Genomic DNA, 23,084 nt, shown 5'->3' with positions numbered 1-23,084 from the left:
GTTCAGCGCGACGAGGAAGTTCACGGTGCCGGCCGGCGTGCGGTCCACGCCGTCGAGATACGCGCGAAACAGCGGCGCGGCGCTCGTCTGCGGATCGCATGCGAGATACGGCGCGAGCTCGGTCTTCAGCGCGTCGTCATAGCTGAACGGGTATTGCTCCGCGCTCGCTTCGAGGAAGAAGTCGAACGGGTTGTACACCGACATCTCGGCGACGAGATCGATCGTGATCTCGAAGTGCTCGGTGCGCTCCGGAAACACGAGCCGCGCGAGATAGTTCGAAAACGGATCCTGCTGCCAGTTGATGAAGTGCTGCGCGGGCTCGACCGTCATCGAATACGCGAGGATCGGCGTCCGGCAATGCGGCGCGGGCCGCAGCCGCACGACCTGCGGGCCGAGGTTGACGAGCCGGTCGTAGCGATAGCGGGTGGTGTGATGCAGCGCGACGTGGATGGACATGGGAGCTCGAGTCGGGTTGGGCCGGCCGGGGCCGCCGCGTCGCTTTCGACGCGGCGGCCCCGGCATGGCGGATTCGGCGAAGGCGCGCGCCGGGTCAGACGAGTTCCGGCGTCTGCACGACGCTGATCTCGACGCCGACGGCCGTTGCGCCGAGCCCCGTCACCGGCTGCGCGTCGCGATGGTCGAGGCCGACCGCGATGCGCACGTAGCGTTCGTCCGGGCAACGGTTCATGAACGGGTCGAAGCCGACCCAGCCGAGCCCATCGACATAGGCCTCGGCCCACGCATGGCCGGCCGGCTGCGGCATCAGCGCGGCGGCTTGCGGCTGCGTGCCGAGCGCCGCCTGCGACTGCCCTTGCGATTGCGACTGCACGGCACGCGACGCGCCGAGTGCCTGTTGCATGCCGTCGGCGCTCTGCAGCGCCAGCGCTTCCTCGTCCTCGACGTCGCCCGCCTGCTGTTTCGCATCGGCGATGCGCTGCATCGCGCCGTCGGCCAGCACGTAACCCGAGATGTAGCGTGCGGGAATCTTCAGCACGCGTGCGGCCGCAATGAACGCGTGTGCATGGTCGCGGCTCGTGCCCTCGCCGCTTTGCAGCGCGGTTTCCGCATCGACGGCGGCGTCGCCGGCCAGGTTCGGCGCGTACGCGATGCGGCCGTGCACTTCCGTCATCAGCCAGTGCAATGCGTCGAGGCCTCGCGGCTCGATCGGCAGCGCGTCGGTCAGCGCGCGCACGGTGTCGCCCGCCTTCGTGAGCGCGGTCTCGCGCTCGAAGATCCACGGCGGCGCATAGCCTTCAGGATTCCCGAGTATGCCCGCGCGGTCCTGCGTCTCGACGACGCCGGCCGCCACGACGACGATCTCGGCCTTCGCGCCGCGATCGTGGCGCACGAGGTCGATCCGGTTGCCGAGCCCGTCGGCGTAAGACAGCGTCGGCTCGACGCCGTCGATCGTGACCTGCCATGCGCGCACCGTTTGCCCGGGCCCCGACTGCGGGCGCAGCCGCAACCGTTGCAGTGCATGGGTGGCCTGATCGTCGAACTGGTAACGCGAAATGTGTCGGATGGCGAGTCGCATGGCAAGCCTCAGTCGAAGTTGTAAGCCTGGGCGATTTCGAGCCCGAGGCTGTTGTTGCGGCCGATGAAGTCGGTCAGGAACTCGTGCAGGCCGCTCTTGAAGATCCGCTCGACCGAGGTATCGGACAGCATTTGCAGAATCTTCGTGGCCGTGTCGTGACACGGGTGTGTCACGCCGTAATCCTTCGCGAGCAGGTTCAGGCTTGACACGACGCGCCCGTAGCAATAGCGCAGCGAACGCGGCATGCGGCCGTTCAGGATCAGGTAGTCGGCGATGTTGAGCGGCTTGTACTGCACGTCGTACACCCAGCGATACGAACGGTGTGCAGCCACGCAGCGCAGGATCGTCTCCCATTGGTAGTTGTCGAGAATCGTGCCGACGTGCGATACCGATGGCAGCAGCAGGTGGTATTTCACGTCGATGATCCGCGCGGTGTTGTCCGCGCGTTCGACGAATGCGCCGATCTGCGCGAAATCGAAGATCTCGTTGCGCAGCATCGTGCTGTAGAAGCTGCCTAGGATCAGCGCGGTTTCGCGCTTCACCTGGTCGAGCACGGCCGGCAACTCGCTTTCCGGCACCGGCTGCGCCAGCGCGCGGCGCAGCGCGAGCCACGCGCCGTTCACGCTCTCCCACGCCTCGCGCGTCAGCGCCGTGCGCACCATCCGCGCGTTCGAGCGCGCCGCCTCGATGCACGACAGCACGCTCGACGGATTGTCGCGGTCGCGCAGCAGATAGTCGGTCACGGTATCGGCCGCATACGCGTCGTATTTCTGCCGATAGCCGTCGTCCGCGCCCGAGCTGACGAGCACCGACGACCATTCGGCCGGCGCGTCGGCCGTGCGCGTGAGCGCCATCCGCAGCCCGGCATCGACGATGCGCGCGATGTTCTCCGCGCGCTCGATATAGCGGTACATCCAGTAGAGACCGCTTGCAGTACGTCCCAGAAGCATCTCGTGTCCACTCCGTCTTCGTTCGGTTCGCGCGCCGGCTCCGGCGCGCGCGGTCGTGCCCGGCTCAGTCGGCCAGCACCCAGGTGTCCTTGGTGCCGCCGCCCTGGCTCGAGTTGACGACGAGCGATCCTTCCTTCAGCGCGACGCGCGTGAGGCCGCCCGGCGTGATGCGGATGCGGTCCGACACCAGCACGAACGGACGCAGGTCGACGTGGCGCGGCGCGAGGCCGGCGTCGGTCAGGATCGGCGTCGTGGACAGCGCGAGCGTCGGTTGCGCGATGTAGTTCGCGGGACGTGCGCGCAGTTTCGCGGAAAATGCCTCGAGTTCGGCCTTCGATGCGCACGGCCCGACGAGCATCCCGTAGCCGCCCGAGCCGTGCACTTCCTTCACGACCAGTTCGTCGAGATGCTCGAGCACGTACTTCAGGCTGTCGGCCTCGCCGCAGCGCCAGGTCGGCACGTTCTCCAGCAACGCCTTGCGGCCCGTGTAGAACTCGACGATCTCCGGCATGTACGAGTAGATCGCCTTGTCGTCGGCGATGCCGGTGCCGGGCGCATTCGCGATCGTGATGTTGCCCGCGCGGTACACGTCCATGATGCCTGCCACACCGAGCACCGAGTCCGGGCGGAACGTGAGCGGATCGAGGAATGCGTCGTCGACGCGGCGGTACAGCACGTCGATCGGCCGGAAGCCTTCGGTCGTGCGCATCGCGACGCGGCCGTCGATCACCTGCAGGTCGCTGCCCTCGACGAGGTGCACGCCCATCTGGTCGGCGAGGAACGAATGTTCGTAGTACGCGGAATTGTGGATGCCGGGCGTGAGCACCGCGACGGTCGGATTGTCGGCGTTGCCGCCCGGCGGGCACACGGCCGCGAGCGACTGGCGCAGCATCTGCGGATAGGTTTCGACCGGGCGCACCTTCACCTGCTGGAACAGCTCGGGGAAGAGCTGCATCATCGTCTCGCGGTTTTCCAGCATGTACGACACGCCGGACGGCGTGCGCGCATTGTCTTCCAGCACGTAGAACTCGTTCTCGCCGGTGCGCACGATGTCGACACCGATGATGTGCGTGTAAACGTTGCCGGGCGGCCGGAAGTCGATCATCTCGGGGATGAACGCCTCGTTGTGCGCGATCAGGTGTTTCGGCACGATGCCCGCGCGCACGATTTCCTGGCGGTGGTAAATGTCGTCGAGGAACGCGTTCAGCGCCATCACGCGCTGCTCGATGCCGAGCGACAGCCGGCTCCATTCCGCTCCCGAGATGATGCGCGGGACGATGTCGAACGGAATCAGCCGCTCGGCGGCCTCCGCGTCGCCGTAGACGGCGAACGTGATGCCCGTCTTGCGGAACACGCCTTCCGCATCGTGGGCTTTCTGGGCGAGGCTCGCGGGATTCTGCGTGTCGAGCCATTGCTTCAGGCGCGCGTAAGGCGCCCTTACCATGTCGCCGGATTGCAGCATTTCATCGAATGGCTTCATCGACCTTTTCTCCATCGATCGTTTTCCCCGGCATTGCGCATGCCGGACCGGCGTACTGAATGCTTTGCAAGGAACGTGCCTTGCTCGATTCCTTCGATATCCCCCTGTTTTGCGCCGCCCAGGCACGCCTGTGCGGCATTGCGCACCACAACGGTGCAACGCCCGACGCGACGGGCGCCGGCGGTGCGCCGCAAGCGCGCACGGCCGATGCGGCGCCGCGCCCGACGAACATAGTTCTCCCGCGCGTCACGGATGTGCAATCTGCACTGCACCAAAAGCGGCGAGCCGGGCCCCCGCAACGGCCATGAATGGGCGGGCCGGCACGCACACGGCGCAGCCGGCCCCGGGGAAGTGCCGTCCGGGCGGCCGGGACAGTCCGACGCGGTGAACCGTCCGGTTAACCGGTCCGGCCCCTCAACGCTATGCAGCCGTAATCCCGCCGACAATGCCCATGCATATTTCGACTGACACCCATCGAAAAAAAACATCGGCCCGACCGGCGCGAGGCGCGGTACGCTAGAACGTTGGTCAGCAGACAGCGCCGCCTTTCAGGCGCCCGACTATAAAAAGCGAAGATCGAAATGGAAGCAAAGTGGCTGGAAGATTTCCTGAGCCTCGCGGATACCAAGAGTTTTTCACGGGCCGCGCGTCACCGGCACCTGACGCAGTCGGCGTTCAGCAGACGGATCGCCGCTCTCGAAACCTGGATGGACGCGAAGCTGGTGGACCGGAGCATCAATCCGATCGCGCTGACGCCCGCCGGCCAGATGTTCCGCGGGCTCGCCGCGGACATCCTGCGCAGCATGTATGCGGCGCGCAATCTCGTGAACGGCTATGACCAGTTCGCGGCGAGCGACCAGGTCGTGCGCTTCGCCGTCGCGCATACGCTCGTATTCACGCTGTTTCCCGAATGGCTCAAGCGGCTCAACGGCGAGGTCGGCCACGTGACCGCGCGCGTCAATGCGGTGAACGTGCCGGAAGGCGTGCAGCAGCTGGTCGAAGGCGAATGCGACCTGCTGCTCGGCTATCACCATCCGCAGTTGCCGATCGTGCTCGACCCGAACCACTTCCCGTTCGTCAGCCTCGGCGTCGAGCGGATCCTGCCCGTGTCGTCGCCCGACGCGCACGGCAAGCCGGTGTTCCAGCTGCCCGGTACGCCCGATGCGCCGCTGCCGCTGCTCGCGTATTCGTCGGGCGCCTTTCTCGGCAACATCGTCGAGATGCTGCTGCTGAATGCGACCGAGCCGTATGTCCTGCACCGGTGCTTCGAGACGCACATGTCCGAAGCGCTGAAAGGCATGGTCGTGGCCGGACACGGCATCGGCTGGCTGCCCGAAAGCTGCGTCGCGAAGGAGCTCGCGGACGGCACGCTCGTGTGTGCGGGCACGGGCGACTGGATCACCGAACTCGAAATCCGCCTGTATCGATCGGCGCGCAAGCGCGGGCTCGCGGCCGAGCAGCTGTGGGCCTACATCATGAACCGGCCGCGCACGGCGATCGACGCGCAGATCGGCGCCGAAGAGGCGGTCGCGCCGGCGATGCGCAGCGCGCGGCGAAGCGCAAGCGGCAGTCGCTGACGAAGGGTTAGCGCCGTGGATATCCACGGCGCGCATGCGCGCTTCTTCAACGGCAATCGATAATCCCATCCGACTCCGTAAAACCCGTCCTCGACTGTAATCGATCTCGATAAAACGCAAACGTTTGCGAATTCATATCGTACTTTTTACTGCTTTCCGTATTAAGTAAGAATATTCAGGCCGATTTTCAGGACAGAAATACCTTGTTACACAAGTTTCGATTTACCTGTAAGTATCGGAATAACCAAAATGTCGCACCCTTATTTCATGATGTGCGATCCGAAGCCCCGTTTTCATTGATTCTGGTCGATTGCGGGTGCAATAGTTTCTTTTATCAGTCGTTATTTTTCGGCACGAACTTCGATACCTCAGACGCAATTCAAAGCGTGCTCGATCATCGCTACCGACGAGCAATTTTCATGTTCGGCAATATCGACTTTATTCAGCAATAAGCGATCCTCACCAATCCCTCCTTATCCTATTTAGATAGGATCTTTTACCCTCGTCCCATTCGGGCCACACGCGGTTGTTGGTTCAAAAACCATCGTGTATCAATAGCGTGTCGCAAAAAGAACGTTGGCAAATTCGACTCGGGGTCGGTGCATGTCATCGACTCCGGACGGGAGATTGCAATGTCACCCTCGCTTCGACAGCATGCTCGCCCTTTCCTGAGCGCCGTGCTCTCCACGCTCTGCATGAACGCCATGGCCCAGACACCGGCGACCTCGTCGCCGCCGGCGTCCGGTCCGGGGGCAAACCGGTACGTGATTTCGTATATCTGCGGCGATGCGCGGATCGACGGTACCGCGCCGCTTCCACCCGACGGCCGCCCGTACAACCTGGGCGTGTCTTTCGTGTCCGGAAACACCGGGCAGCCGCTCTCCAACGTGCAGGTGCGCCTGCGCCGGCATGGGCGCGTGCTCGTCGAATTCAATGCGTCGGGATCGCGCTGCCTGTTCAGCGTGCCGGATGCGAGCTATCGGGTCGAAGGGACCTATCAGGGAGCAACCCAGTTCGCGATCGTCGAGACGGGCACGCTCACGACGCAGTTGCGATGGTGAGCGTCGCGTCGCCCCGCTTCGATCACGTCATTCGTGGAACGCATCGAATCAAGGAGTCTTGAATGCCCCGTGCAGAACGACCGGACAACTCGCCTGCCCGTCAGCCGAAGCCCTCGTGGGGTCCGGGAAAGAATGCGGCGCTCAGCATCGCCGCGTTTGCCGCGATCTTCGGCGCTTTCGCGTATGTCGAGCGAGACGCGAGGGTCGGCCATGCGAGCGTGACGCACGATATCGCCGGCGTGATCGGAACCGCCGTCGGCAAGTACCGCAACCTCATCGTCGCCGCGACCGGCGGTGCGTCCGGCCCAGCGGCGCCCGCCGGCTCGACGTCGACGGTCGCGCAGGCCGGGCCGGTTCCGCCGTCAGCATCGGCTGCGCCTGTCATGTCGGCGGCAGTCGAACCTGCCGCACCACCGGCCACGACGGCCCGTTCCGATACGAAGCCCCCGCGCCGCGCGCATCTGCCGGCGACGAAGCTCGCGGCCGACCCGCACGCGACGTCGACCGGCAGTCGTACGGCGCGCCCCGGCGATGCGCATCGGACGTCACGTTCGCAGACGCTGGCGCGCACGAGAAAACACCCGGACCCCGTACCGAAACAGCAACCGCAGTCGTATATCGCGGACACGTCGCACATGGAGGCCACCAGCGTCACACACGACGAGCTGGAAGGCGCCCGCGCTCTGGCCAAGGCGCGCTGGTGCGCACAGATCGACGAATGGAGTTGTGTAGAACAAAACGCGAGCCGTGCACTCGCCATCGACCCGAAGAACAGCGAATCGCGCGCGCTGCTTGGACAAGCGATCCGCAACCGCCTGTGAACCGGTCGGATGGCGCCGGGCTTCGCTGCCCGGCGATGCGACGGCCGGCGACGAGCGTCGTCGGGCGTGCAACCGATGTGATCGTTTCAAAGTGAGGACACACCGTGGCCAACAATCGTCAACAACAATGCACCACCGTCGTTCCGCCGAATCGGCGGATCCTCCTGCATGCGCCGCTGCTGTGCCTGCTCGTCGCGTCCGGCTCGTGCCTTGCCGCCGAAGGCGACGCGGAGCCGCGCAGCGGGAGCGAAATCGCCGGATCCCGCGGCACGCCGGATGCGCTGCCGCCCGACCTGCAGCCGGCGGGCGCGGCGACGCAGGCCGCGCAGGGTTCGGGCACGCAGCCGCCTTACGCGTCGACGCCGATCGCTCGGGCCTCGGATGCGTCGATGCAGATCGCGCAGGGATCGAACCCGGCGATGCCGACCACGGTCGTGGTGGATCCGGATGCTGCGCAGCCGAGCGCCGCGGTGCAGGCGCCGACCTCGTCGAACGCACCTGCAGCGCCCGAACCTGCGTCGAACACGCCGATGCTGCTTGCCCAGGCATTCGACACTTCGCCGCCCGATACGTCTGCGCCGCGCGAGCGAAAGCCGGATGCCCCGCAGCAGCTCGCGCAAACCGCGACCGCTGCACCGCCGGCTACGCCCACTACGCCTACGCTCACCGCTCAGGCATCCGGCACGCCGATGCCGAATGCGCCCGCGCCCGTGACCCAGCCGCCCGGCGCCGAACCGCCGTCGTCCCCGCAACCGACTTCACAGTCGCCCGGTGCGCAGCTCCCCGGCGAGCCGACCCAACGATCGCAGGGGCCCGACGTCGAAACACCGAACGCGCAGGCGCCGAATCTGCGCACGGCCGATGTCGCGACGGTGCGCAACGACGTGTTCGGCCTCGCGGCGAGCGGCGGCGCGGTCAAGGCGCTCGACGAAGCGAAGGCTCGCCCCGACGCCTTCTCCGCCGTCGACATCGCGCAACTGGAAGAACTGTCGATTCGCCAGCAGGTGCGCGGCGGACGCGACAAGTCGCGCTCGATGACGAGTTCGGACCGCTTCGATGGAATCGACAGCGCGCTGCGCGCGGCCGACGACCTCGACAAGCGGATACCGGCCACACCGGAATACACGCCGGTGCGCACCGCGCTCGCGGGCGACCGGGTAGTGGCCCTCGCGGCACGCGGCGACATGAAGACGGCCGTCGCGACGTTCGAGACGATTCCGTCCAACGCGGAAATCTCGATCGACGCGCTCGCGGCCGTGGGCGACGCCTACCTGTATCTGAGCGAGCCGGCCAAGGCGAACGCCGTGTATGCGCGCGCGCTGAAGCAGGCCACCGCGTCGCCGACGGATCGCGCGACGCGCGGCTTCCAGTACGGCTCGCGTACGCGTCCGATCGAGCTGCAAGAAGGGCTGTTCTGGTCGTACGTCGACCAGGGCCGCGCAGCGCAAGCGAAGCAGGTGCTCGACGAGATGGAGAAGTCGCTGCCGCCGGCCAAGCAAGTGACCAACGTCGGCCCGGGAGAAAGCGACTACCTGCGCTACTACCGGCTGCGTGCGCAATACCTGATCTTCACGGGTCACGCCGACGAAGGGATCGCCGCGCTCGAACAGCTCGAGAAACAGGTACCGTTCAACGCGGAGATCCGTGCCGCGCACGCCGATGCGGTGTCCGGCCAGGCCCATCCGCGCCAAGCGATCTCGATGTATCGCGCGTCGCTGACCGATCACCCGGACAGCGTCGAGATGCTCGCGGGCCTCGGCCGCGCATCGCTCACGGCCGACGACTACGCGACCGCAAAGACCGTCGACCAGACCCTGGGAAACACGTTCCCCGATAGCGGCGCCGTGCGCGGCTTCAAACGCGACTACAAGGCATACCGCAGCCCGGTGTTCACGACCGACCTCAGTTTCGAGCACGGCAACAGCGCGCTGGCCGACAACAGCTTCACGTCGGACAGCTATGTGTATTCGCAACCGTTCGGCGACAACTGGCGCGTGTTTTCGCACACGTTCTACGGTTTCGCGCAGACCGACGGCGGCAGAATCAGCCGCACGCGCACGGGCATCGGCGGCGACTACCGGCACGGCCCGCTCACCGTGCTGGGCGAAGTCACGCGCTCGATGGGCTCGGACGGCCGAACCGGCGGCCGCGGGACGATCGCGTATGCACTGAACGACTACTGGACGGTCGGCGCCGGGCTCGACACCAACGACAACTCGCTGCCGTGGAAGGCGTATGCCGCGCACATCTGGGGCCGCTCCGCGAACGTCGAGGTCGTGTATCGCCAGAACGACCGGCGCGAAGTCAAGCTGAGCTACGGCGTGAGCCGCTACAGCGATTCGAACCTGCACCAGGAGATCGCGGCGACCGCCACGCAGCGCGTGTACACGTCCGCGAACCAGCTCGTCAACGTCTCGCTGAATCTCGGTACCGACAGCAACACGCGCCGGGACGCGCCCTACTTCAGCCCCGGTCGCGATTACGCGGCCGCGGCGACCGTCATGCATCAACTGACGCTGTGGAAGAAGGGCGACACGGGGCTGCAACAGCGCCTGTCGGTATCGGGCGGCGCGTACAACGAGCGCGGCTTCGGCACCAGCCCGCTGTGGAGCGCGCGCCTCGAGCACGCGTGGACGTTCAAGCACGACATCACGCTGAGCTACGGCGTCGAGGTCAGCAGCCACGCGTACGACGGTCAGCGCGAGCGCTCCGAAACCGGCTTCCTGTCGCTCAACCTGCCGTTCTAGCAAGGAGATCGGGCAATGCTTCAATCCAGACGGACCTTCATGTGCGGATGCCTCGGTACGTTTGCCGCCTGTTCGCTATTCCCGGGCGTGACCAATGCCAGGATGATCGACCTGCTGCCGCCGTCCGATCCGGCCGACGGCAAGACGTTTCGCGTGATCTGCATGCACGACGTGCGCGACAACCTGATGGCGTCGTTTTCGTCGCCGAACGCGATCATCGATCCGTTCGCGGTCGATACCGGCACGCTGACCGCGATCTTCTCGTGGCTGCAGACCAACAACTACCACACGATCACGGTCAAGCAGATCGAGGAGTCGCGGCGCGGCGGCAAGCCGCTGCCGCCGCGCTCGGTGCTGCTCACGTTCGACGACGGCTTCCGCAGCCACTACACGAAGGTGCTGCCACTGCTCGAGCGCTTCAAGTATCCGGCCGTGATGGGCCTCGTCACCGCGTGGATCGACACACCGCCGGATACGCCGATCCGCATCAGCGACAAGGTTCAGGTGCCGCGCGACTACTTCCTGTCGTGGGACGAGGTGAAGAAGCTCGGGCAATCGGAATTCGTCGAGCTCGGCTGCCACACCCACAATCTGCATCACGGCGCGGTCGCGAACCCGCAAGGCAACGAATTGCCGGCGACCACGTCGCATCTCTACCTGCAAGACCAGAAACGCTATGAAACCGACGCCGAATTCCACGCACGCGTGCACGACGACCTGCAGACCTGCGTGCGGCAGATCCGCGAACGCACCGGTCTCGTCGCACGCTCGATGGTGTGGCCATACGGCGCGGAAAACCAGCCCGTGCGCCAGATATCGACGTCGCTCGGCATGGACATCCAGTTCAGCCTCGATGCCGGCCCGAATACGCCGGACGTGCCGCTCGACCGGCTGAGACGGATCCTGATGATGTACGACGTCGATATCGGCGGGTTCGAGCGCTCGATGCGCGAGCCGGCGTCCAATCGCGGCGACGTCGACGTGCCCGAGCGCACCGTGCAGGTCGATCTCGACCAGGTCTACGATCCCGATCCCGCGCGGCAGGAAGCGAATCTCGGCAAGCTGATCGAGCGCATCTACCGGATGCAGCCGAAATCGGTGTACCTGCAGGCGTATGCGGACCCGAACGGTACGGGCGTGGCCGAAGCGGTGTATTTCCCGAACCGGCACCTGCCGATGCGCTCCGACCTGTTCTCGCGCGCCGCGTGGCAGCTCAACACGCGCTCCAATGTGCAGGTGTACGCGTGGATGCCGGTGCTCGCGTTCCGGCCGCCGGCCGACAAGCAGCGCAAGCTCGAGGCCGTCAGCGCATACGGCGGCGCGCCGGCCCGCGAGAACGGCACGCGGGTGTTCCGGCTGAGCCCGTTCGATCCCGATGCGCGGCTGATGATCCAGCAGATCTACGAGGATCTGAGCAAGCACGCGTCGTTCAGCGGCATCCTGTTCAGCGACGACGCCGTGCTCGACGACTACGAGGATGCCAGCCGGCATGCGCTGCGCACCTATGCGCAATGGGGGCTGCCGGCCGACGTCGGCAAGATCCGCGAGAACCCCGACCTGATGAAGCGCTGGACACGGCAGAAGACGCGCCATCTGATCGACATGACCCGGCAGCTCGAGCAGATCGTGCTGGCCCATCAGAACGTCGGCGATGTGCTGACCGCGCGCAACATCTTCGCGATGCCGGTGCTCAAGCCCGAATCGGAAGCGTGGTATGCGCAGAACTACGACGATTTCCTCGCCGCCTACGACTACGTCGCGCTGATGGCGATGCCGTACATGGAGCAGGCGAAGGACCCGGAGGGCTGGCTGGACCAGCTCGTGAAGGTGGTGCGCACGAAGCAGCGCGGGCTGCAGCGCACCGTGTTCGAACTGCAGTCGTACGACTGGCACGCGCGCAAGGACGTGCCGGCCAGCACGCTGCTTGCGCAGATGCGGCGGCTGCGCAGCGAGGGCGCCGTGAATTTCGGCTACTACCCCGACAACTTCCTGAACGGCCATCCGGAGCTCGATGCGATGCGCGACGTGATGTCGCTGAAGTCGCGCCTCGACCCCACCTCGATCAACGCGCTGATGCAGATGCAGCAATCGCCGGGAACCAAGACGCCATGAACACCCACAGCCTCATCCAGCGCCTGCAGGATTTCGTCTTCTACTATCCGTTCTTCATGTCGTATCTGTGGATGATCGGCGGTGTCGTGCACTACTTCCTGCTCGAGGAGGGCCGCGAGCTGTCGACGCGCACGATCGCGTCGAGCGGCATCCCGAAGGTCTCGATCGTCGTACCCTGCTTCAACGAAGCCGCGAACGCACGCAGCGTGATCTCCCATCTGAACGGGATGCAGTATCCGAACTACGACATCATCGCGGTCAACGACGGCAGCAAGGATCGCACCGGCGACATCCTCAACGAGCTGGCCGTCGAGATCCCGCGGCTGCTCGTGATCCACCATGCACGCAACGAAGGCAAGGCGGTCGGGCTCACGACCGCGGCCGCGGTATCCAACGCGGACTACCTGCTGTGCATCGACGGCGATGCACTGCTCGCGCACGATGCGATCGGCTGGATGCTCGAGCACTTCCTGACCGACCCGGGCGTGGGCGCGGTGACCGGCAACCCGCGCATCCGCACGCGCACGTCGCTGCTCGGCCGCATGCAGGTCGGCGAATTCTCGTCGATCGTGGGGCTGATCAAGCGCACGCAGCAGGTGTACGGCCGCATCTTCACGGTGTCGGGCGTAATCACGATGTTCCGCAAGACCGCGCTCGCCGACGTCGGCTACTGGAGCTCGGACATGCTGACCGAGGACATCGACATCAGCTGGAAGCTGCAGTGCCGCGACTGGCGCGTCGTGTACGAGCCGCACGCGCTCAGCTGGATCCTGATGCCCGAGACGGTGAAGGGGCTCTATCGGCAGCGGCTGCGCTGGTCCAAGGGCGGCATCCAGGTGCTGCTCAAGTATGCGGGCACGCTGATGCGGCCCACGCAGATGATGATGTGGCCGCTGTTCGCCGAATACCTGATAGGCATCGCGTGGGCGTACTCGATGTCGTTCATCCTGCTGCTCGCGCTGATCGACGTCGTCTACCCGCTTCCGCCGAACTGGCATGTGTCCGTGGTGCCGCACTGGCACGGGATGCTGCTGGTCGCGACCTGCATCCTGCAACTGATCATCGGCAGCATGATCGATCGTCAATACGACGAAAAACTCCTGATGTACTTCCTTGACACCATCTGGTACCCCGTCGCGTTCTGGCTGATCAGCATGATCACCACCGTCGTCGCCCTGCCCGCCGTCGTACTGCGGGGCCGCGGCAAACGCGCCGTTTGGGTCAGTCCCGACCGAGGCATTCAACATGAAGAACGCGCCGATTATTGACCTTTCCCTGCGCGCACCGCGCGACATGATCGCCGAACGCGGCGGCATCGTCGGGCCCGTGCTCGTCGCGTGGTTCCGTCTCGTGCGGCCCGCGCTGGTCGGAGGTGTATGGGCATCGATCTGCATCTACACGTACCGCTACCTGTTGCCGTTCAACGAGGCCGAGATGCCGATCGAGCAGATCGTGTTCTACGTGACCAGCATCGCGCTGATCGCCGGCACGATCGTCATGTGGCTGATCGCGGGACGCGTCGTGCATCCGCTCGCGTACCGGTTGCGCGTGTCGAAGATGCTGCGGCGCTCGGCCAGCGTCAAGGTGCGCTCGGTGCCGCCGACCGCGTTCGCGAGCGCACGCCGGCGCGGCGCGCGGCGCACGACGCGCATTCTCGTCGCGTCGCACGATGCGAACGGGTCGATTTCGGGCATCGAATGGGTCGCGCACGCCGGCCCGCAGCCCCATGAATGAATCGCCGAAGACGTGCCGCGCCGGTCGCGACACCTGGCCGCGCGACGTGGCACCGCTTCCGGCATCGTGCTGGCGCGCGTCGTGCGCCAGCCGGAAACTTCCTGGAGACGAGGTGAATCATGTGCGGAATCGTCGGAGCAAGCGGCCTGAACAATCAAGTGCCGCAACTGGTCAATGCGCTGAGCCGGCTCGAATATCGCGGCTACGATTCGTGCGGCATCGCCGTGCAGGGCGACGGCCGCCTGCACAGCGAACGCACGCTGCGACGCGTGACGGACCTGCAGGATCGCGTGCTGACGCTCGGCCTCGAAGCGCAGACCTGCATCGCGCATACGCGCTGGGCGACGCACGGCGCGCCGTCGGAAATGAACGCGCACCCGATCATGTCGGGCGACACGATCGCCGTCGTGCACAACGGGATCATCGAGAACCACGACACGCTGCGCGCCGAGCTGCGTGAACGCGGCTATACGTTTCGCGGGCAGACCGACACCGAGGTCATCGCGCACCTGATCCACAGTCTCTATCGCGACGACCTGTTCGACGCGGTGGTGCGCGCCGTCAAACGACTGCACGGCGCGTACGCGATCGCGGTGCTCGGCGCGCGCGAGCCGCAGCGCCTCGTCGCCGCGCGCGCCGGTTCGCCGCTCGTGATCGGCATCGGCGCCAAGCAGAATTACCTTGCGTCCGACTGTGCGGCGCTCAGCGACCTGACCGACCGCTTCGTGTACCTGGAGGACGGCGACGTCGCGCTGATCACGCCGGAGCGCATCGCCGTGGTCGATGCGGGCGGACAGGAAGCGCGGCGCCCGTTGTGCGAAGTGAAGGCGCGCGCGGACGATGCCGCGCTCGGCCCGTACCAGCACTTCATGCAGAAGGAAATCTTCGAGCAGCCGAAGGCGATCGACAGCACGCTCGACGGGATCGACACGATCTCGCCGGCGCTGTTCGACGCGACGGAAGGCACGGGCGCACTGCTGTCGCGGGTGAGAAGCGTGCTGCTGCTCGGCTGCGGCACCAGTTACTACGCAGGCCTGACCGCGAAGTACTGGCTCGAAAGCATCGCGGGCGTGCCCGCCCAGGTCGAGATCGCCAGCGAATTCCGCTACCGCGACACGGTGGCCGATCCGCGCACGCTCGTCGTCGGCATCTCGCAGTCGGGCGAAACGGCCGACACCATCGGCGCGATCGAGCAGGCGCGCGCGATGGGCCAGGACCTGTCGATGGCGATCTGCAACGTCGCGACCAGCACGATCGCGCGCAACGCGCCACTGCGGTTCCTGACGCGGGCCGGCACCGAGCTCGGCGTCGCGTCGACCAAGGCGTTCACCACGCAACTCGTCGCGCTGTTCGTGCTGACGCTGACGCTCGCGCAACTGCGCGGCCGGCTCGACGCCGCGCAAGTCGCGACGCACCTGAAGCAGTTGCGCGCGCTGCCCGACCGCATCGGCCACGCGCTCGCGCTGGAAACGCAGATCATGGGCTGGGCCGCGAAGTTCGCCCGCACCGAGAACGCGCTGTTCCTCGGGCGCGGCATCCATTTCCCGATCGCGATGGAAGGCGCGCTGAAGCTCAAGGAAGTGTCGTACATCCACGCGGAAGGTTATGCGGCCGGCGAGCTGAAGCACGGGCCGCTCGCACTCGTCACGAGCGCGATGCCGGTGGTCACGATCGCGCCGGACGATCGCCTGTTCCAGAAATTGAAATCCAACATGGCCGAGGTGCGTGCGCGCGGCGGCCGGCTCTACGTGCTGGCCGGCAGCCAGCTCGAAATCGACGCCGACCGCGACACGCACGTGATCCGCGTGCGCGAATCCGGCGACCTGCTGTCGCCGATCGTCAACGTGATTCCGCTGCAACTGCTCGCGTATCACGTCGGCTGCGCGCGCGGCGCCGACGTCGACAAGCCGCGCAACCTCGCGAAATCGGTGACCGTCGAATGACGCGGCGAACGCGCCCGGTACAGGCGGTCGTGCGGCTGGCCGCGGCCGTGCTCTGCGGCGCGGGCGGCATCGGCGCGGCGCCGCCGGCCCTCGCCGGCGCGCCGGCCGTGCATACGGTCACCGTGTCGAGCGCGCCGTCGCCGCAGGACACCGGCGACCCGCGGCGCTTCATGCACGGCATCGGCGTGGCCGACGCCGGCGACGGCAAACGCTGGGTGTTCTTCAGCAGTTCGGGCATCGTGCCGCGCGGTGCGCTGCGCAGCGGCAACTGGCCGCACGACGTGTACGTCGGTGAATGGAAGCCCGACAAGCCGCGCGTGCTGCACGTCCGCACGTTCATCAGCCGCCCCGAGGCGCAGGAACCCGTATCGATCGCGCAGAACGCGCACGGCGACATCTTCGTCACGTTCGAGGACGGCTGGAACACGCCGCAGGAAGTCAGCCAGCGCTACGGCGTCTACCGCCGCGACCTGAAGCCGATCAAGCCCTACCCGAACGACGTCGAATCGGGCGGCCATTCGGGGCATGTCGCGACGGTCGCCGACCGTTTCGTCGTGTTCTATTCGGCCGACTGGGTCAACGGCGGCGGGGTCGACAACCTCGGCAGCGGCAACGGCGTCTACCTGAAAACCTACGACGCGGCCGGGCGCGTGCTGAACCATGTCGCGGTCGCGCCGCGCCGCCGCGAGTGGTGGCCCGTGATCGCGGGCTCGCCGCGCAACGCGCTGCTCGTGTGGCAGAAGTTCATCGAAGGCAGCACGGACGCGACGCTCGAATACGCGATGTTCGATCCGGTCACCGCGAAGCTGGAAAAACTCGGATCGCTGAACGACGCAATCCAGTACTACGTGTATTCGGCCGCCTACGTGCCGGAGATCGACCGTTTCCTCGTCGTCACGACGACAGCCGACGATCGCGGCGTCGCGATGCTGATCGCCCCGGACGGCCGTCGCACGGCGACGCTCGATTGCCTGCCCGCGTCGGTGCGCGAGTCGGACATCGGCGTCGCCGGCACGCACGCGTACGTGCCGACCCGCGACGGGCGGCTGCTGACGCTCGCGCTGGCGCCGGCGGATATTGCGGTGAGCGGCGTGCAGCGCTCGCCGATTCCGTGGGGATCGACCGGCGTCGCCGGTTTCCCGGCGCGAGACACGGCGATGCATTTCGTATCGCTGACGCCGTCGGGGATGCGCGAAGCCGATTTCGAGCCGGAGCAACGCACGCCGATGCCGAAGAACGAAGTGTCGTGTTCGAGCCGCTGACGGCTGGCCTGTAACGCGATGCCGCGAACGCGGGCAGACCGCGTTCGCCACCGTACCCGTCGTTTTCCTCCATCCGGACCGCGTTACGCCGACACGTCGCTCATTCAGCCCTCAAGTCGCCGGGTGCGCTGTCGCGGCCCTGTTCGAGCACGACCGCCGCGCCTTTGCGCACCGAATTCGCCAGCACCGTCCGTACCGGATAGACTGTCGCCCGAATCCTTCCATCGGCCGCGGCGTTCCGCCTCCTGCCGCCGCCGGAACGCCCCTTCCCGGAGAACGAATGCTGAAGCGCCAGTGGTTTTCGCTTGTGCTGCTGACGGTTTGCCTGCTCGGGCAACGCGCGTCGGCCCAGCCCACGCTCGAACTCGACACCGACGGCACGGCCCGCGCCCTCACCCGACAGACGTTGCTCGCTCGTCCGGACGCGACCGACATCCATGTGCCGCGCGACATCGCGTACGGCCGGCCGATGACGTTCCGCGCGGTGCCGTTCGCCGCGCTGCTCGGCGACACCCCGCTGCCGGCCGCCGGCGTGCTCGAAACGCGCGCGGCCGACGGTTTCGCCGCGCAACTGCCGCTCGATCTCGTGCGTCGCCGCGCGCCGGCCGGCGCGATTCCGTGGCTCGCGATCGAGGATCCGGCCCGTCCGTGGCCGAAGCTGCCCGGCAAGCAGGTCAGCGCAGGGCCGTTCTATCTCGTCTGGCTCGGGCCGGACGCGTCGTCGGTGCGCGGCGAGCAGTGGCCATACCAGATCGTTCGCATCACGATCGAATCGTCGCCGCTCGCGCGCTGGCCGTCGCTCGCCGTCGATGCGGCGTTGCCCGCGAACGACCCGGCGCGCGCGGGCCAGCACCTGTTCGTCACGCAATGTCTCGCGTGTCACCGCATCGACGGTGCGGGCAGCAGCCACGCCGGCCCGGATCTGAACGCACCGATGAACCCGGTCGACTACTTCCAGCCCGCCGCGCTGCGCCGCTACATCCGCGACCCGGCATCGGTGCGCGACTGGCCGCGCCGCAGCATGCCGGCGTTTCCGCCCGATCAACTGAGCGACCGGGAGCTCGACGAGATCGTCGCGTATCTGGGGTATATGGCGCGCCGCAAGGCCGGCAAGTAAGCCGCGCGCCGGTTACCCACCCGCCGCGCTTACGCTTCCTGCGCGCTCTGCAGCACCGCGCGCAACAGCACGTCGGCGCCGGCCGTCGCCCATTCCGGCGTAATCGCTTCGGCCTCGTTGTGGCTCAGCCCGTCGACGCACGGCACGAAGATCATGCCGGTCGGCGCGACACGCGCGACATAGCACGCGTCATGGCCCGCGCCGGACACGATGTCCATGTGCGACAGCCCGAGCGCACGGGCCGCGTCGCGCACCGTGTCGACGCAGCGCGGCGCGAACGGTATCGGCGCGTACGTGAAAATCTGCTCGATCTGCGCGCCGAGGCCGGCTTCGTCGGCCACGCGCGCGAGTTCCGCGCGCAGCGCCGCGTCCAGTGCGTCGAGCACCGCATCGTCGGGGTGACGGAATTCGACCGTGAAGAAGCAGCCGCCCGGCACCGTGTTGCGCGAATTCGGCCGCGCGTCGATCATCCCGACCGTTGCGCGCGCATCCGGTGCGTAGCGGCGCCCGAGCACTTCGACGAACGAGATCATGCGCGCCGCGCCGACCAGCGCGTCGCGACGGAACGCCATCGGCGTCGTGCCCGCGTGCGCGTCGACACCCGTGAGCGTCACCTCGTACCAGCGCTGCCCCTGCCCCCCGGTCACGACGCCGATCGTCTTGCCGGCCCGCTCGAGAATCGCGCCCTGCTCGATATGCAGTTCGTACGCCGCGTGCACCGGATAGCCGCCGACCGGCTCCGTGCCCGCGTAGCCGATCCGTTCGAGCTCTTCTCCGATCGTCCGGCCAGCGCCGTCGGTGCGCGACAGCCCATATTCGAGCGTATAGACGCCCGAGAACACGCCGGCCGACACCATCGCCGGCGCGAAGCGCGAGCCTTCCTCGTTGGTCCAGATCACGACGTCGACCGGGCGCTCGGTCTCGATCCCCGCGTCGTTCAGCGCGCGCACGACTTCGAGGCCGCCGAGCACACCGTAGATCCCGTCGTAGCGGCCGCCGGTCGGCTGCGAATCGGCGTGCGAGCCCGTCATCACCGGTGCGGCGTCGGGATTGCGGCCCGCGCGGCGCGCGAACACGTTGCCCATCCGGTCGACACGCACCGTGCAGCCGGCGTCGCGCGCCCACTGCACGAACAGGTCGCGCGACTCGCGGTCGAGATCGGTCAGCGCGAGGCGGCAGACGCCGCCCTTCGGCGTCGCGCCGATCTGCGCCATCCGTTCGAGCGATGCCCACAGACGGTCGCCGTCGACGCGCGGCATGGTCACGGTGGCGTCACGCATCGCCGTTCTCCGGCGTGCTTTGCAGCGCATAGCGGAAGTCGCAGCGCCGGCCGCCCTGCATGATCGTGCTCGTGCGCGTGAGCGCGATGTCCGGCGCATAGCCCTGGATGAAATAGCTGTCGCGCGCACAGCTCAGCAGGTGCCCGATCTCGCCGAGCCCCATCGCGTGATACATCTCCGCGTAGCTGCAGCGATGCACGTCGTAGTCGTAGTGCGCGTCGTCCGCCCGCCGTACCTCGACGTCGAGCGCATCGTCCTTCTCCCACAGCACCTGCAGCGCGATGAACGACTTCACGCTCGTGCCGTGCGGCTCCTGCGCGGCGAACGTACGGCCCGCGTCGACGGCCGCGCCGCGTACGGCTTCCGCGATCACGGCCTGCGCGCGCTCGGCGCCGAACTCGCGCTTCATGATCTCGTAGATCGGCTTGATGATTTCCGCTTCGATGCGGCGCCGCGCGAGGATCCCGAGGCGCGGGTCCTCGGGTGCGGCGGCGGATGTCGGGTTCGCTTCGGTCATGGGGATCGTCTCGGTCGTTTTGCGGTTACTTGGCTGCGGTGCGCGAGCCGCCGAGCACGTCGACGACGGCCCACTTCCCGCCGCGCACCTGGTAGATCGTGAAGGCCGGATCCTTCAGGTTGCCTTCGGCGTCGAACGCGATGCGCCCCGTCACGCCGGGCCGCTCGATCGCGCGCACGGCCGCGACCAGCTTCGCCGGCTCGGTCGTGCCGGCCTTCTGCGCGGCCGCGATCAGCGTGGCGGCGGCGTCGTACGCGAACGGCGCATGCAGTTCGATCGGCGCGTGAAAGCGGGCCTGGTATTGCGTGTCGAACGCCTTGCCGCCCGGCATCCGGTCGAGCGGCAGGCCCGGCTCGAGCGCCGTCACGGCGTCGCCGTCCTTGCCGGCGAGCGACAGGAAGGTCTGGCTCACGAAGCCGCCCGCACCGAGCAGCGGCGCGTTCACGCCGAGCTGGCGCATCCGGCGCGCGATCGGCGCGGCCTGCGCGTCGAGGCCGCCGAAGAACACGAGATCCGCGCGCTTGCCCTTGATCGCGGTCAGCACGCCGCTGAAGTCGGTCGTCTTGTCGTTCACGTACTGGCGATCGACGATCGTGCCGCCGTTCGCCTGCACGCCCTTGATGAACTGGTCGGCCAGCCCCGCGCCGAACGACGTGCGATCGTCGATCACCGCGATGCGCTTCGCCTTCAGCGTCTTCGCCGCATACGCGCCGGTGAAGTTGCCGCCTGCATCGTCGTGCCCCATGATGCGGAACGCCGTCGCGTAGCCCTGCTGCGTGTATTGATGGCCGGTGGAGGCCGGCGCGATCTGCGGGATGCCGGCGTCGCGGTACACGCGCGACGCGGGCACGCTGCAGCCCGTGTTCCAGTGACCGACGACGCCGATCACGTGCTGGTCGACGAGTTGCTGCGCGACCGCGACGGCCGTGCGTGGGTCGGACTGGTCGTCGGCCGCGACGAGCTTGTAGACGACCGGCTTGCCGCCGATGGTCGGATGCTTCGCGTTCGCGTCGTCGATCGCGAGTTGCGCGCCGTTCTGCAGATCCTTGCCGATCCGCGCGGACGGGCCGGTGAGCGGCGCGGCGAGACCGATCAGGACCGTCCGTGGAGCGGACTGGGCGAACGCGGGAACGGAGGCGACCAGCGCGGCCGCCGAGAAAGCGAGGCTGGCGGAGAGAAAAGCGATTTTCATGTGCGGGGGACGATCAGTCGAATCAAAAACATGAAAAATATTAAATATTCAACACCCAAACCTCAAATATCCAATTGTTGGATGCTTATACCGTTCCCGACACATTAGCGTACATCGCTGTAAATGCAGGATATTTTTGTGTTGTCGCTTACCCTTATTTTTCGATAAAATTCCACACATGAAAAATATCGAACAATTGCCGCACGATCCGCCGCTGCGCGCGGTGCGTGCGTTCGAAGCATTTGCGCGTCTCGGCTCCGTCACCGCGGCGGCGAGCGAACTCGACATCACACCATCGGCGGTCAGCCATCAGCTGCAACTGCTCGAAGCGTTCATCCAGACGCCGCTGACGGTGCGCGAAGGCCGGCTGCTCGTGCTGACCGACGAGGGGCGCGACTACTACCGGTCGATCAGCGCGGCGTTCTCGGTGCTGCGCAGCGCGACGCGCTTCGTGCGCGACCGTTCGTCGCTGCGCCAGATCACCGTCAGCCTGATTCCGTTGCTCGGCATCGGCTGGTTCATTCCGCGGCTGCACGCGTTCCTGGCCGACAACACCGATGTGGACGTCACGGTGCTGTACGCGCATCACCGCAACTACCGAAGCGATGCGTCGGACCTGTCGATCCGCTTCGGTACCGGCGACTGGCCCGGCTACCGCTGCGAGCGGCTGCTGCCGGGCGCGATGGTGCCGATGTGCAGCCCGTCGTTCCTGAAGCGTCATGGACCGTTCCGCACGCCGGCCGATCTCGCGCGCGCACCGCTCGTGCACGACGAGGATCGCAGCACGTGGGTCAACTGGCTGCAGGGCGCCGGCGTGCGGCACGTATCGCACGCGGTGGGACCGATGTTCGAGGATGGCCAGCTCACGCTGAGCGCCGCCCGCGCGGATCTCGGCGCCGCGTTGCTGCGCGCGCCGCTGGTCCAGCGCGAACTGGCGAACGGCGAACTCGTGCAACTGTTCGATCACGCGCTCGACGACGGGCGCGACTACTATCTGTGCACCCGCGAGGATGCGGACCTGCCGGACGGAGCGCGACGGCTGGCGGCGTGGTTAAGGAAGATGGCGGGGATTTGAGGGGCCCTTGCCGTCGTCGTGCCGGGGTCTTGCATGCTTTCAAGTCGGCATATATGATATGCATATCATATATCGGAGGTTTGCCATGAGCCGGATTCTGGTCGATCTGTCGGATGGCCAACTAGACGCGCTGGCCGTCATCGTCGAGACTCAACACCGCCCCCGCGCCGCCATCATTCGCGACGCGATCGATGCCTACATTGCCCTGAACAAGCACCGGCTTGCCGACGACGTCTTCGGTCTCTGGAAAGATCGCGCGATCGATGGGCTCGCCTATCAAGAGGAATTGCGCTCGGAATGGTAAAAGCCCTTTTCGACACCAACATCCTGATCGATTATCTGGGCGGCGTGGAATCCGCCCGCGCGGAGCTAGGGCGCTACGACTATCGCGCAATCAGCATGGTCTCGTGGATGGAAGTCCTCGTCGGGGCATCCGCAAGTGACGAGGCCCCCATCCGTGCATGGCTCTCGTCGTTCCATGTCATCGCACTCGACAGCACGGTTGCGAATCGCGCCGTGACGATTCGCAAGGACCGCCGGATACGCCTGCCCGACGCGATTGTGTGGGCGTCGGCGCAGGTGAACGGGCTGTTGCTCGTATCGCGCAACACGAAGGACTTTCCCGCCTCCGAACCCGGCGTCCGCGTGCCGTATCAGATTTAAGCAGGCGTACGCGAGCGCG

Annotated in this window: 20 protein-coding genes; 13 read left to right on the top strand and 7 right to left on the bottom strand. The window is 66.7% G+C overall.

Annotation, left to right across the window (positions count from 1 at the left end; all coding sequences use genetic code 11):
* From WS89_RS29905 to WS89_RS29890, 4 genes are all read right to left on the bottom strand, one after another.
* The coding region (locus WS89_RS29905) for a transglutaminase N-terminal domain-containing protein (RefSeq protein WP_306454020.1) at positions 1 to 456 on the bottom strand (456 nt) is incomplete at its 3' end.
* A 94-nt stretch (positions 457 to 550) separates the two neighbouring features.
* Positions 551 to 1,534: a transglutaminase family protein gene (locus WS89_RS29900; RefSeq protein WP_059795683.1), complete on the bottom strand. Its 984-nt coding sequence runs from the start codon at positions 1,532 to 1,534 to the stop codon at positions 551 to 553.
* An 8-nt stretch (positions 1,535 to 1,542) separates the two neighbouring features.
* Positions 1,543 to 2,484, bottom strand: coding sequence for an alpha-E domain-containing protein (locus WS89_RS29895; protein WP_059500757.1), 942 nt, complete (start codon positions 2,482 to 2,484; stop codon positions 1,543 to 1,545).
* A gap of 64 nt (positions 2,485 to 2,548) precedes the next feature.
* Positions 2,549 to 3,964: a circularly permuted type 2 ATP-grasp protein gene (locus tag WS89_RS29890; protein WP_059500758.1), complete on the bottom strand. Its 1,416-nt coding sequence runs from the start codon at positions 3,962 to 3,964 to the stop codon at positions 2,549 to 2,551.
* Between the two features lie 581 nt (positions 3,965 to 4,545).
* Here WS89_RS29890 and WS89_RS29885 point away from each other — a divergent pair.
* From WS89_RS29885 to WS89_RS29840, 10 genes are all read left to right on the top strand, one after another.
* The gene (locus WS89_RS29885; protein WP_059795682.1) at positions 4,546 to 5,541 is read left to right on the top strand and encodes a LysR substrate-binding domain-containing protein; all 996 of its coding nucleotides are present in this window, start codon (positions 4,546 to 4,548) and stop codon (positions 5,539 to 5,541) included.
* Between the two features lie 632 nt (positions 5,542 to 6,173).
* The gene (locus tag WS89_RS29880) at positions 6,174 to 6,602 is read left to right on the top strand and encodes a hypothetical protein (RefSeq protein WP_059500760.1); all 429 of its coding nucleotides are present in this window, start codon (positions 6,174 to 6,176) and stop codon (positions 6,600 to 6,602) included.
* A gap of 62 nt (positions 6,603 to 6,664) precedes the next feature.
* Positions 6,665 to 7,423, top strand: a complete 759-nt coding sequence (locus WS89_RS29875; protein WP_059795680.1) for a hypothetical protein — start codon at positions 6,665 to 6,667, stop codon at positions 7,421 to 7,423.
* 104 nt (positions 7,424 to 7,527) lie between these two features.
* Positions 7,528 to 10,170: a poly-beta-1,6 N-acetyl-D-glucosamine export porin PgaA gene (pgaA, locus tag WS89_RS29870; protein WP_059795678.1), complete on the top strand. Its 2,643-nt coding sequence runs from the start codon at positions 7,528 to 7,530 to the stop codon at positions 10,168 to 10,170.
* Between the two features lie 15 nt (positions 10,171 to 10,185).
* Positions 10,186 to 12,282, top strand: a complete 2,097-nt coding sequence (gene pgaB, locus WS89_RS29865) for a poly-beta-1,6-N-acetyl-D-glucosamine N-deacetylase PgaB (RefSeq protein WP_059795676.1) — start codon at positions 10,186 to 10,188, stop codon at positions 12,280 to 12,282.
* Complete coding sequence (pgaC, locus tag WS89_RS29860; protein WP_059500764.1) at positions 12,279 to 13,550, top strand: poly-beta-1,6-N-acetyl-D-glucosamine synthase; 1,272 nt, start codon at positions 12,279 to 12,281, stop codon at positions 13,548 to 13,550. The genes pgaB and pgaC overlap by 4 nt, the downstream gene beginning before the upstream one ends.
* Entirely contained in the window at positions 13,528 to 14,016 is a 489-nt protein-coding gene (locus WS89_RS29855) for a hypothetical protein (protein ID WP_059500765.1), read from the top strand. Before pgaC ends, WS89_RS29855 begins: the two co-directional genes overlap by 23 nt.
* A 119-nt stretch (positions 14,017 to 14,135) precedes the next feature.
* Positions 14,136 to 15,959 carry a glutamine--fructose-6-phosphate transaminase (isomerizing) gene (gene glmS, locus WS89_RS29850; protein ID WP_059795674.1) on the top strand — a complete coding sequence of 608 codons (1,824 nt, stop codon included), beginning with the start codon at positions 14,136 to 14,138 and terminating at the stop codon, positions 15,957 to 15,959.
* The gene (locus tag WS89_RS29845) at positions 15,956 to 17,221 is read left to right on the top strand and encodes a hypothetical protein (RefSeq protein ID WP_059795672.1); all 1,266 of its coding nucleotides are present in this window, start codon (positions 15,956 to 15,958) and stop codon (positions 17,219 to 17,221) included. The genes glmS and WS89_RS29845 overlap by 4 nt, the downstream gene beginning before the upstream one ends.
* A gap of 280 nt (positions 17,222 to 17,501) precedes the next feature.
* Positions 17,502 to 18,338 carry a c-type cytochrome gene (locus WS89_RS29840; protein ID WP_059795671.1) on the top strand — a complete coding sequence of 279 codons (837 nt, stop codon included), beginning with the start codon at positions 17,502 to 17,504 and terminating at the stop codon, positions 18,336 to 18,338.
* A 29-nt stretch (positions 18,339 to 18,367) separates the two neighbouring features.
* Here the strand turns inward: WS89_RS29840 and WS89_RS29835 are convergent, their stop codons facing one another.
* The 3 genes from WS89_RS29835 to WS89_RS29825 are packed head-to-tail and all read right to left on the bottom strand — an operon-like array spanning position 18,368 to position 21,327.
* Positions 18,368 to 19,618 (bottom strand): Zn-dependent hydrolase, encoded by a 1,251-nt coding sequence (locus WS89_RS29835; protein WP_059500769.1) that lies wholly within the window; start codon positions 19,616 to 19,618, stop codon positions 18,368 to 18,370.
* Positions 19,611 to 20,135, bottom strand: coding sequence for an L-2-amino-thiazoline-4-carboxylic acid hydrolase (locus WS89_RS29830; protein WP_059795670.1), 525 nt, complete (start codon positions 20,133 to 20,135; stop codon positions 19,611 to 19,613). Before WS89_RS29830 ends, WS89_RS29835 begins: the two co-directional genes overlap by 8 nt.
* 25 nt (positions 20,136 to 20,160) lie before the next feature.
* Positions 20,161 to 21,327, bottom strand: a complete 1,167-nt coding sequence (locus tag WS89_RS29825) for a branched-chain amino acid ABC transporter substrate-binding protein (RefSeq protein ID WP_059500771.1) — start codon at positions 21,325 to 21,327, stop codon at positions 20,161 to 20,163.
* Between the two features lie 178 nt (positions 21,328 to 21,505).
* Here WS89_RS29825 and WS89_RS29820 point away from each other — a divergent pair, with 178 nt between their 5' ends.
* The 3 genes from WS89_RS29820 to WS89_RS29810 all read left to right on the top strand — a co-directional run bounded on the left by WS89_RS29820 (position 21,506) and on the right by WS89_RS29810 (position 23,065).
* On the top strand, positions 21,506 to 22,402 hold the full coding sequence (locus WS89_RS29820; RefSeq protein WP_059795668.1) for a LysR substrate-binding domain-containing protein: 897 nt from the start codon (positions 21,506 to 21,508) through the stop codon (positions 22,400 to 22,402).
* 85 nt (positions 22,403 to 22,487) lie between these two features.
* Entirely contained in the window at positions 22,488 to 22,706 is a 219-nt protein-coding gene (locus WS89_RS29815) for a ribbon-helix-helix protein, CopG family (protein ID WP_059500878.1), read from the top strand.
* Complete coding sequence (locus WS89_RS29810) at positions 22,700 to 23,065, top strand: type II toxin-antitoxin system VapC family toxin (protein WP_059795667.1); 366 nt, start codon at positions 22,700 to 22,702, stop codon at positions 23,063 to 23,065. The genes WS89_RS29815 and WS89_RS29810 overlap by 7 nt, the downstream gene beginning before the upstream one ends.
* Positions 23,066 to 23,084: the final 19 nt, after the last annotated feature.

The organism is Burkholderia sp. MSMB1072, from assembly GCF_001524725.1.
Classification (GTDB): Bacteria; Pseudomonadota; Gammaproteobacteria; order Burkholderiales; family Burkholderiaceae; genus Burkholderia.
This window is presented reverse-complemented; position numbering and strand designations above follow the sequence as displayed.